This is a genomic window from Trichocoleus sp. FACHB-90 (assembly GCF_014695505.1).
Taxonomy (GTDB): domain Bacteria; phylum Cyanobacteriota; class Cyanobacteriia; order Cyanobacteriales; family FACHB-T130; genus Funiculus; species Funiculus sociatus.
Genome location: NZ_JACJOK010000089.1, coordinates 1 through 10,595 on the forward strand (window position 1 = coordinate 1; position 10,595 = coordinate 10,595).

11 protein-coding genes are annotated in these 10,595 nt (G+C 43.4%); 4 read left to right on the top strand and 7 right to left on the bottom strand.

Annotated features, from left to right (window positions below):
- Positions 1–86: 86 nt before the first annotated feature.
- A complete protein-coding gene (locus H6F74_RS25720) occupies positions 87–347 on the top strand; it encodes a hypothetical protein (RefSeq protein WP_190444970.1) in 261 nt (86 codons plus the stop codon).
- Positions 348–449: 102 nt separating this feature from the next.
- Here the strand turns inward: H6F74_RS25720 and speY are convergent, their stop codons facing one another.
- Together speY and H6F74_RS25730 are read right to left on the bottom strand one after the other, a co-directional pair.
- Complete coding sequence (gene speY / locus H6F74_RS25725) at positions 450–1,643, bottom strand: deoxyhypusine synthase (protein WP_190444971.1); 1,194 nt, start codon at positions 1,641–1,643, stop codon at positions 450–452.
- Between the two features lie 105 nt (positions 1,644–1,748).
- On the bottom strand, positions 1,749–2,276 hold the full coding sequence (locus H6F74_RS25730; RefSeq protein WP_190444972.1) for an O-acetyl-ADP-ribose deacetylase: 528 nt from the start codon (positions 2,274–2,276) through the stop codon (positions 1,749–1,751).
- A 272-nt stretch (positions 2,277–2,548) separates the two neighbouring features.
- On the opposite strand from H6F74_RS25730, the gene H6F74_RS25735 reads away from it, so the two are divergent.
- Positions 2,549–2,854 (top strand): hypothetical protein, encoded by a 306-nt coding sequence (locus H6F74_RS25735; RefSeq protein ID WP_190444973.1) that lies wholly within the window; start codon positions 2,549–2,551, stop codon positions 2,852–2,854.
- A 31-nt stretch (positions 2,855–2,885) separates the two neighbouring features.
- On the opposite strand, the gene H6F74_RS25740 is transcribed toward H6F74_RS25735, so the two are convergent.
- Together H6F74_RS25740 and H6F74_RS25745 are read right to left on the bottom strand one after the other, a co-directional pair.
- Positions 2,886–3,983 (bottom strand): response regulator, encoded by a 1,098-nt coding sequence (locus H6F74_RS25740; RefSeq protein ID WP_190444974.1) that lies wholly within the window; start codon positions 3,981–3,983, stop codon positions 2,886–2,888.
- 97 nt (positions 3,984–4,080) lie between these two features.
- On the bottom strand, positions 4,081–5,712 hold the full coding sequence (locus H6F74_RS25745; protein WP_190444975.1) for an ATP-binding protein: 1,632 nt from the start codon (positions 5,710–5,712) through the stop codon (positions 4,081–4,083).
- Positions 5,713–6,103: 391 nt separating this feature from the next.
- On the opposite strand from H6F74_RS25745, the gene cobO reads away from it, so the two are divergent.
- Positions 6,104–6,778, top strand: a complete 675-nt coding sequence (cobO, locus tag H6F74_RS25750) for a cob(I)yrinic acid a,c-diamide adenosyltransferase (protein WP_190444976.1) — start codon at positions 6,104–6,106, stop codon at positions 6,776–6,778.
- A 32-nt stretch (positions 6,779–6,810) separates the two neighbouring features.
- Here the strand turns inward: cobO and H6F74_RS25755 are convergent, their stop codons facing one another.
- A complete protein-coding gene (locus tag H6F74_RS25755) occupies positions 6,811–7,074 on the bottom strand; it encodes a DUF1816 domain-containing protein (protein WP_190444977.1) in 264 nt (87 codons plus the stop codon).
- A 135-nt stretch (positions 7,075–7,209) separates the two neighbouring features.
- A complete protein-coding gene (locus H6F74_RS25760; protein ID WP_190444978.1) occupies positions 7,210–7,371 on the bottom strand; it encodes a hypothetical protein in 162 nt (53 codons plus the stop codon).
- Positions 7,372–7,853: 482 nt separating this feature from the next.
- Here H6F74_RS25760 and H6F74_RS25765 point away from each other — a divergent pair, with 482 nt between their 5' ends.
- Positions 7,854–9,029 (top strand): PAS domain S-box protein, encoded by a 1,176-nt coding sequence (locus tag H6F74_RS25765; RefSeq protein ID WP_190444979.1) that lies wholly within the window; start codon positions 7,854–7,856, stop codon positions 9,027–9,029.
- A gap of 180 nt (positions 9,030–9,209) precedes the next feature.
- Here the strand turns inward: H6F74_RS25765 and H6F74_RS25770 are convergent, their stop codons facing one another.
- Complete coding sequence (locus H6F74_RS25770; protein WP_190444980.1) at positions 9,210–10,349, bottom strand: quinone-dependent dihydroorotate dehydrogenase; 1,140 nt, start codon at positions 10,347–10,349, stop codon at positions 9,210–9,212.
- Positions 10,350–10,595: the final 246 nt, after the last annotated feature.

The following is a 10,595-nucleotide window of genomic DNA, read 5'->3' on the forward strand; positions in this document are numbered from 1 at the left end:
CGCTCTGATTTTCCGGATAACTATTAAGTATAAATACTCAATAGTTTAGTTGGGGATTCTCTTCTACGCTTGGAGCCGCTGTCTATGTGCCAGTTGCGGGTGCGGAATGTGGGTTCAAAAACGATTTAGTTCCAGGTATAGCTTCCAGCATTGATACACTCAGTGAAATCGGTGAGCCATATCTATTTGGTATGTATAGCAATGAGATGGAAGTATGGTTGAGAGAAAAAGGCTTATCTGACATTCAAATTTTGCAGCAAGATGACCTGGAAGCGAAGTTCCTCCACAAGCGGACGTTACCAAATAATATGTGGTATGTAGTGACTGCTAAACTTCCTCGTTCCTAGGCTCACCTTCCCTCGTAAGACAGAAAATATCAGGCACCGCGCTTACGCAGCGCTTCGCTAACAAAATCAACATTCCCAGTCAGAGACTGGGAACGAGAAATACTACTGAGTATTAGGAATCACCCTGCCGCAGGGATAAGTTGCTACAGGTTGCTCACCAGAAGCACTCTCAGCAACAGCAGCCGGGATTTCTTCAATTGGCTGGGTTTTTGCCGCCAGATAATCTGTACGCAGTTTATCCAACATTTCTTCCCGCCTGTCATACAACCGCTTTAAGGCGCGAGGCTGGCACTGGTTCATCACGTAGGCAGTGATAATTGGTAGGGCAATGGTGCTGTCGGTGTAACAAACAATAGTGCTGGGTAACTCTTCCGGGTCAATTTTGCCCCAGCTGACCGCCTCGCTTGGGGTAGCACCAGACAAACCACCTGTATCTGGACGAGCATCAGTGACTTGAACGAAGTAGTCGTGACCTCGTTCTTCTAATCCCAGCACTTCGTGAAGTTGCGGTTGGGTTTGCAGCAAGAAGTTTTTCGGGCTACCGCCGCCAATGATGACAGCAGCGCTTTTGCCTTCTACATCTGGGTTGCCACTTTCACGGGCGCAGTATGCGATCGCAGCTGTCTCGTTCACATCTATGGATGGATCTATTACTAATTTTGACCCTTCCAGCGACAAAGCCGCGACGTTCATCCCAATCGAACTATCTCCGGGGGAAGAAGTATAAATGGGGACGCCACACTCATAAGCAGTTGCTAACAAGCTGGAATTTTTCACCCCAACTTGCTTTTCTACTTCCGAGACATATTTGCCCAGCAAGTGGTGAAATTCAGCAGTTCCCATCCGCTTCTGGAACGGTTCGGCTTGGAGAATCTTGCGGATGAAGGCATCGGTTTCCAGCAACACGTCGTAGCCAAAAACGATGTCATAAATGCGAATGGTGCCTTCCTCGCGCAGCTTCACATCATCAACAAACGGATTACCTGTATAAAGGTCAAAACCCAAACCAAAGTGCATATCGTGGTAAAGATTGGCACCCGTGCTGATCATCCAGTCAATAAAGCCGTTGCGGATCAGTGGTGCCAAAATTCCTACTCCCATCCCAGTCGGTGTCATAGCACCGGATAGGCTAACTCCCACTGTGACACCTTCTTGTAACACCTCGCGACTCAACAGGTGGCACATTTCCCGCAGACGAGCGGAGTTGTAGGCACTGAAGTAATTATCAACTAGATCCACGACGTTAATCGTCGTTGGCATGGGGGCGGGTGCGATTTTGTTACCCGATTTGGACATTTTTATACTCGCAAAAGAATGAACGCCATTGTCAATATAACCAGCGATGGTGGAGGAGATACCCAGCTGGAGTAGCAACAGTAAAGAGGATTGAAGAAGCGATCGCTATCCTGCCTGTAAAATTTCATTGATAGCACCAACATAAGAATTGTAGGTTGATTCCCCAAAGCATACAAAAATCACCTGTTCGACTGAGCTATTCTCATCCAGAAACTTTTTCACCTCAGTCACAGCAATTCTGGCGGCGCGTTCTATCGGAAACCCATAGACACCTGTGCTGATAGCAGGAAAAGCGATGCTGCGTATCTCGTATTGCTTCGCTATAGCTAGACAACTGCGATAACAACTAGCTAAAAGCTCATCCTCCTGATGGTTGCCTCCCTGCCAAATTGGGCCGACTGTATGAATTACCCACTTAGCAGGAAGATTGTAACCCTTGGTAATCTTTGCCTGACCAGTGGCGCAGCCCTTGAGCTGGCGACATTCTACTAACAATTCTGGCCCAGCGGCTCGGTGAATTGCCCCATCGACACCGCCGCCACCTAGTAACGAGGTATTCGCCGCATTAGCGATCGCATCTACCTTTTGCTGGGTAATATCACCTTGAATGACAGCTATTTTGCCTAAATTCATGGAATTTGTAAATTTAAAACTATTATGATTGGGCTAACATTTCAATTTTGCCTGGATTTAGCTTATTTGTTGCATTTGCCACACTCCAATTGTTGTGTAGACCATAAAAATGGCATAGGACAGCTTAGCGCATAGCAGCGATACACGAAAATCGCATCTAGCATAAGTATGGGGATCACCGCAATTCGCTAAATCTAAAAATTTTGTAGACTAGGAAAAGGCAATTATAATGCCTCAAATCCAGAGAAAAATTTAGTATCTCTTGAGACACTATGACCAGCAATATTTCCTCTAATACATCTAGCGTTACATCATCACCTCAGCCTCAACCCAATCAACGTTGGCCTACTTTTTTGGAAATGTTGCGGCGGCTGCATCAGGAGGGTATATACATTCATCCCGAACATCTAGCAGAATTTCTGCTTTTCCACGGACTCCCTGTTAACCTTTGTTATGTACCTAAACATTTGAAGAGCAAAGCGACTTTCATTAACAAGAACTACCGGGGGGATATGGCTGCTCTAATTGAAGAACCTGATGATGTTGCTTCTCAGTTTCCCTGGTTGAAGCAGAATTAAAGACGGAAATTCTTAAATTAAAATAGCATTTTCAATTTGCTATTGGCAAAGCAACGCGCACGATAGTTTTTTCCTGTGGAATACTGTCAATTTCTAATTCTCCAGCGTGAAGTTCGATTAAGTGTTTAGCAATTAGCAGTCCTAAGCCGGGGCCTTGCTGGGAAGAAAGTTTGCGCTCAAATCGCATATAAGCTCCCATCGTCGCAATTTGTTCTGCTGTCATACCCTTGCCGTAGTCAGTTATAAACAGCACAAAAGTGCTATTTTCATGCTTACTAGCGACGCGAATCTTACTTTTGGGGGAGGAAAACTTACAGGCATTGTCCACAAGTTCTTCAACAATTTTTTGCAGTTTTTTCTGAGAAATGGAGACAGCTGCATCTTGCAGGTCTAATACTAAATCCATTTCTCTACCAGCTTGCTTGGCTTTTTGAGTTGCTGCGTCTATTATGGCGTTTTTAGCGGAATCGGTGCGGCTGTTTTGTCGTAGCGCTTCTATTTGCGCTGGATCGGTTGCAATTAGTTCTAGTTGAGCGTACAGTAAAAAATTATGAACTAATTTAGATAAACGTTCCGCAGAGGTACGAATATCACCTGCTATTTCTAGGATTTCTTGCGGTTCTAGGTCGTTAGCTTCATCAATTAGTAATTGCGAACCACACAAGATTCCATTAAGAGGTGTATGCAGTTCGTGGGGAAGAGTAAGGGTGATATTGGTACGTAAATTATTTAGTTGCTGTTGCGATTGTCGGTTAACTGCTGCCTGTTTTTCCAAACGTGTAGCGATCGCTCTCAATAACTCGCCTCTAGTAAACGGCTTGGCGAGGTAGTCGTCTGCACCCAATTCCATCCCTTGACGCAAATCAGTTTTGGCAGCTTTGGCTGTGAGAAAAATGAAGGGAATTGTCGCCGTCACAGCGTTAGATCGTAGCGCCGTCAATACACCATAACCATCGAGTTTTGGCATCCGCGCATCCGAGATAATCAAATCTGGGAGTTGTTCAGTAGCCAACTGCAACCCTATCTGACCATTTTCCGCAGCAAGAGCGTTGTAACCCTCTGCCTTCAACAACTCCAGAATGTTCTCTCTGATTGATGTCTCGTCTTCAATTACCAAAATCTTTGTCATAACCTAACAGCCGCAGAGCCTGTCGTCGTGATGCCCGCGCTACAGTTTACAATGAATGAGAATTGCTTTAGTAGCTGTGATGATTTTCGCTGTGGAATCAATGTTTGTGTTTAGCATAGTGTGACAACTTACTCTTGCGCGCAAAAGCTGAAAGCCGACTGCTAACTGGTAACGTGACTGTAAAGTTAGTACCTACTCCCAGTTGACTGTCTACGGTAATCTCTCCAGAGTGCAGCTCAACACATTTTTTAACAATTGCCAATCCAAGTCCAGTTCCGGGGATGTTGCCAACATTTGCGGCTCGATGGAATGACTCAAACAGGCACTGGCGATCTTGGTCTGGAATACCAATGCCTTTATCTTCAATTTGAAAGATTATTCTTCCTTTTTTATGGAAGATTTCTAATTTAACCTCGCTACCTTCCTGCGAATATTTTATAGCGTTTGAAAGCAAATTTGTAAGGATATGGCGCAGCAGCTTCTCATCAAGGTAATAATAGGTATGTTGGCAGCGATTAATAAAGTTAATCGCGTGCTGATTACCTTCGGTTGGCTGTAACTCTCTTACTAATTCTAAACAAAATTGTTCTAGATTCACAGGCGAAGGTTTGAAATATAAACTTCCTGTTTCAGCTTTCCCAATCGTTAGCACATCATCTAGCAGTCTAATCATGCGATTAACAGATGATTGAATGCGATCGTAGTGAACGATTTTTTTCTCTTCAGTCCATTTGTGGCTGTAATGTTCTAATAATTCGGCAGAAGAGAGGATGGTACTAAGGGGAGTACGGAATTCATGGGAGGTCATAGAAATAAAGCGAGATTTGAGTTTACCAAGTTCTTTTTCCCGCTCTAGGGATGCCCGCAGTTCTTCTTCTAATATTTTGCGTTGGGTAATATCAATGCCTACTGTAACAGCCGCTTGGTTTTGATTATACTTTTGAGCTACAATTAGATAATTCCTAGTGCTGCCATTAATTTGTGCGATCGCTTCTTGGCAAGTAGTTTGGGCTGGAGATTTAAAAAAATCTTCTATCAATTCAGGAAAGTGATTGCTGCTGTCAAAACATCCAACTTTCTGACCGATAAATTCTTCTGGGGATAAGTTAAATGATTCTGCTAAATGCTGGTTGACTCCCAAATAGTGTAAATCTGAACTAATCCAAGAAACAAATCCTGGTACGGCATCTAAAACAGCTAAAAGTTGGTTTTTTGCTTCTTGCAGCGCTATTCCCATCTGCTTATAAGCTGCCATTGTTATCTCATGCAACTCTGACTGTGCCATCAAAAGTTGATGTACATCCAATAGTTTATAGACACCTGGTGCGGTTTGTACGATAATTGGTTCATAAATTAATTCAGGCGATCGCCTCAAAGATTCCCGCACTGCTGCTGTAATCGAAGAGTAGGAGGGAAAAACTAAAATTTGGGTATGGCTTTGATAAAGCGATTCGCTAAAAGGCAAAGCTGGAATTTCACGCAAAGGGCGTTTGGCAACCAATTCCAAGCTGTACCGACGACTGATGTATTCAAAAAACCGTCGTCGGGAAATCATGCCAACAAGCTGATTCCCCTCCATTACAATTAAACCTGGTAGCAGCGGATTTTCCTCAAATAGCTTGATAACGTCTTCTGTGGTGCAATCAAACTCGATACAAGCTTCGTAGAGGTTTAATCCTTGTAATGTTGATTCTAGATTAAGTTTTTTTGCGCTTTGTTCAGATTTCATTGACCAACTTAAAATCGTACGGGTATGCACTTAAATGAAGCCGAATCAGTTCGGCTTAAGTTAAAGGTTATCAAAAAGGGGTAACACTCCTCATAGGGGAAGCACAGATTAATGATATAGGATTGGAGGAGAAAGATTTTCATGATTGTCCGAGTGAATTTCAGAGAATTTGACTAGAAAAGTTACTATTAAGCAGAATGTTTCCTCTAGGTATATCCAGGTTAATCTGAGTAATAAAAACAATTTTTATTACTTTATTGTAAGTAGTAATTAATCAAAAAACAGTAATGTTTTCATAAAGATTAGATAGTTTATATAAATTTTGTTTTAACAAAGTTGCTAAACTAAGGTAAATTTTCAAAAATGCAATAGTTGTTTCTGTAAAGGTTTTATGAAAACTGATAGCCAGACTGACTTGAATGAAAGCTTAGAAGTTGATGACTCGCCGGAAAGTACAGCATCATCGCTAACTCAAGAGCAGTATCAGCGGAAAATGCAGCGGCGCAAAGAAGTTCAAGATCAACGGGTGGCGAAAGCCTCGCAGGAAAAAGGCTTAATAATCGTCAATACGGGCAATGGTAAGGGGAAAACTACTGCTGCCTTGGGGATGGTGTTGCGATCGCTCGGTCATGGCTATCGGGTAGCGATCGTACAATTTATCAAAGGAGCCTGGGAACCCGCAGAGAAGGCTGTGTTTAGCCGCTATTCAGATCAGCTAGAGTTCCATGCAATGGGTGAAGGCTTCACCTGGGAAACCCAAGATAGAGAGCGAGATATCCAGAAAGCGCACGCTGCTTGGGAAACTGGGTTAAACTTTATCCGCAACCCTGACTTTAAGTTGGTGCTGTTAGATGAAATTAACGTGGCGCTGAAACTCGGCTTCTTGAGTGTGGAGGAAGTGCTAGCGGGGTTGAAAGAGAAGCCAACCCAGTCTCATGTTATTCTCACAGGCAGAGGTGCGCCAGATGCCCTAATTGAGCGAGCTGACTTAGTAACTGAAATGACTCTCGTCAAGCACCCGTTCCGGGAACAGGGTGTTAAGGCGCAACCGGGAATCGAGTTTTAAAAGTTTTGAGTTATGAGTTTTCAATTAATAACTCATAACTCATCATTTTCTTCATCACATACCGTCAACGCCTCCGGTTTACAGCGTTTGATCTTAACTTTGATTCCCTGAGCTTTCTCCTTGTAAATATCTTCAATATATCCGGGGCAGGCTGCCGCTGCTTGAGCAGAGTTATCGAAAGGGCCAAAATAATAGATGCAGCGAGGTTCGGTAGTAGCAATTTCTACCCACCAAGCCATACGAAACCCTTGCACGAAACCTGTCAAGACTTCTCTGACGATGTTGAGAAATGCCATAGGAAGTGATGATAAAACGATTAGGTACTGGATAAACTAGCGGGACACAAGGAGATTATCCGGATGAAGCGATCGCAATTTTGCTCATATGGATACATTTACGCGGGTTCAGCGGTGCGGTTTCCTGATTCTGCCTTAGTTTAATACTAATCTTCTTTGTGATGCCACACATCCGGTTCCCCCTGCCCGTTTCATAAGGGTCTGAATTAGGGCAATTTTGGGTACGGTGCTGTTATGCGATCGCTCAGATAGCCAAGTTAAATTTAACTGCTTATTCTCATCAATAATATTCGCCATCTGCAAAAAGTTTAAAATAATTGTAGACAGTGACAGGTAACAACATCAGCTATTAAAAATAACCAATAGCGACTCGTCTGAAAATACAAAAAAAAAATGAAATCGCTATGCTTTTAATTGTTATATGTGTTGCTAATTAGAAAGACTTAATTATTGGTAGAATGGGTATAACAACGCGAACGTTAGGTATTAAACCTGTGTCAATGTTTGGTAAAGTTACAAAATCTCAATCCTCATTAAAAATTTATTCAATAGTATAAAATTAGGATAATTTTAAATTTAAAAAATCTATAATGGATGAAGATAAGGATAAATCGTAATATTTTATGAAGATAGATAATTAAATAAAAAATCAACAATGCGTCTTTGGGAAGGTGATGAATAGTAGAAAAAACTGCTAGAAGAAGTGGAGAATTTAAGGTAAAAGTATGAGTAGCCTCTATTCCTCCGTATTAAAAACCAGCAAACATAGGAAAACTGAGATGAATGTAAACATATTTAGCCAACAGATAGAAGACATACACTTGCGTCTAGCTGATCTGTATGAAGGCGCGATCGCATTGGAACCGTTGCGGCAAACAGAGCTATTGCCGACGGCATTCAAAGAGTTAGGCATCGCGTCGGAAGAGTTGCAAGTAGCTGTAGAGACGCTACGCCAGCAGAATGAGGAACTAGCAGGCGTACACCAGGAGTTAGAAGCGGAACGCCAGCGCTACCAGGAACTGTTCGAGTTCGCACCGCAGGGTTACTTAATAACTGATGCAGAAGGAACAATTAGAGAAGCCAACCGCGCTGCTGCGGCGCTGCTCAACGTGTCTCACGAGTTTCTGGTAGGCAAACCCCTGACTGTTTTCATCACTCAACAAGAGCGCCGAGACTTCCGCCATCAACTCAACCAACTGTCCGAGCCGCAGCAAGTGCGTGAATGGGAAGTACGCATACAGCCACGCCATAAAGAAATTTTTGATGCAGCTGTGACAGTGGCTCTGAGTTTCAATAACAAGGGCAATCCAGCCACATTGCGCTGGATGATTCGCGATATCACTGCCAGCAAGCGGGCGAATGGCGTACTAAGAAAGGATGACTACGACAACAAAAGCGATCGCGTCGTGCATCGTTATTCTAGAGGGGAAATCGTCCCCCTCGACCCTCAAAAGCTTTGGCTAGTTTGTCAGGGTTTAGTAAGGTTGACTACGATGGGTGAAAATTGCGAAGAGGTGCTTGTAGGGTTAGCTGGCCCCTCGATGCTTTTTGGTTCTTGTTTGACTACTCTACACACCTATCAAGCTACAGCTCTATCGGACGTGGAGTTAGTTACCATTTCTTTAGCAGAAATAGCAGCTTCCCCGACTCTAGCGCAGAGCATTTTACCAAAAATTAATCGACGGCTACAGCAGACAGAATCACTTTTAGCTATTTCTGGACAACGACGATTGCAAGATCGCTTACAGAATTTATTGTTGCTGCTGAAACAGGAAATTGGCGAACCCGTAGCGCAAGGAACTCGCCTGAGTGTTCGTCTGACTCATCAAGACCTTGCCAACGCCTGCGGTGTTACTAGAGTGACAATCACGCGCTTGCTTGGGAAGTTACAGCAAGAAGAAAAGATTGTTTTTGACTCCAAGTATCACATTATTTTGGTAAACAAAGATTCTTAGTCGAATGGCACTAACTTAAGAGAGGTGAAATTTATTTCACCTCTCAAAGCTCAAACCCTTTGAAACGGGTTTAAGTGGATATACAGGAAGCGCAGGGCTGAAGTCAGTGCCATTCAATTCTTAGCAAGTTGTCAGTTGTCAATAAGCTTAAGTTCGGGGCGTGTGCGTTGCTTAACCAACCTATGACTGCTGATTTTCAATGCCAATAGCGTCAGAGAGGGAAGCTAATCCTTGCTCGTTTAATTTTTGCCGCAGTCCTTCCAGAATGCGACGCACCATCCAGGGGCCTTCGTAAATCCAGCCAGTGTAAACTTGCAGGAGACTAGCACCTGCAACGATTTTTTCCCAAGCGTCTTCAGGGGTGAAAATGCCACCGACACCGATAATGGGTAATTTACCTTTGGTTTCCTGAGAGATAAAGCGAATCACTTGAGTAGAACGCTCTTTCACTGGTGCGCCGCTGATACCGCCAGCTTCTTCGCTAACTGGTTTACCTGTCGAGGTAACTGTTTGGGTTTTGAGATTATCCCGACTGATGGTGGTGTTAGTGGCAATAATCGCCGCCAAATGGTAATTTTGAGCTAGTTCGATGACCGAAGCGATCGCTTCCCATTCCAAATCTGGTGCAATCTTCACTAATATAGGCTTTTCTCCCTGGTTTTCTTGTTGCAGGGCATCCAAAATCAGACTCAGCTGCTCTTTTGATTGAAGACTTCGTAAACCTGGAGTATTCGGAGAACTTACGTTAACTACAAAGTAATCGCCGTAATCCTTCAAGAGTCGAAAACTACCGAGATAATCAGCCGCAGCAGACTCTAATGGCGTTATCTTAGATTTACCTAGATTAATGCCGAGGGGAATTGGGAATTGGGAATTGGGATGACCAACAGTTTCTAGCCTAGCTGCCATTGCAGCTGCTCCTTGATTATTAAATCCCATACGGTTGAGGGCGGCTTTGTCCTCGGCCAAGCGAAACAGGCGAGGACGGGGGTTTCCCGGTTGCGAGTGCAACGTCACAGTACCGAGTTCCGCAAAGCCAAAGCCGAGATGCTGCCAAATCCCAGCAGCAACGCCATCTTTATCAAACCCAGCTGCCAAACCGACTGGATTGGGGAATTTTAGCCCAAAGAGAGTTTGCTCAAGGCGAGAATCTTGGAGACAGTAGGTTTGCTGGAATTGAGAGAGAATCCAACTACTAGGAGGGCGATGCGATCGCGTTAAGGCACTAAACATCTGTAAAGTTTGCTGATGCAGCCATTCTGGATCGGCTTTCAACCCAGAAAATAAAACCGGACGAATAGCGGCTTGATATATATCCACTTTCTTTAATCCAAAAGCTGGTTACTGGTCAAAAAAATTAAACCTTAAAAATGCTAATTAAAAATGGATAATAACCGAATTTATCTCTTATTTTAAAATTTTAATTCATTAATACCACTTGCTATTATGCCTAAAACACTTCAATTTCTGAAACAAACTACTCTTAGAGATGCCATATATCACGTCTCTACAATCCAAAATCCAAAATCCTTGTAGCCAAAATGGTATAAAGGCAGCATCGTAGTT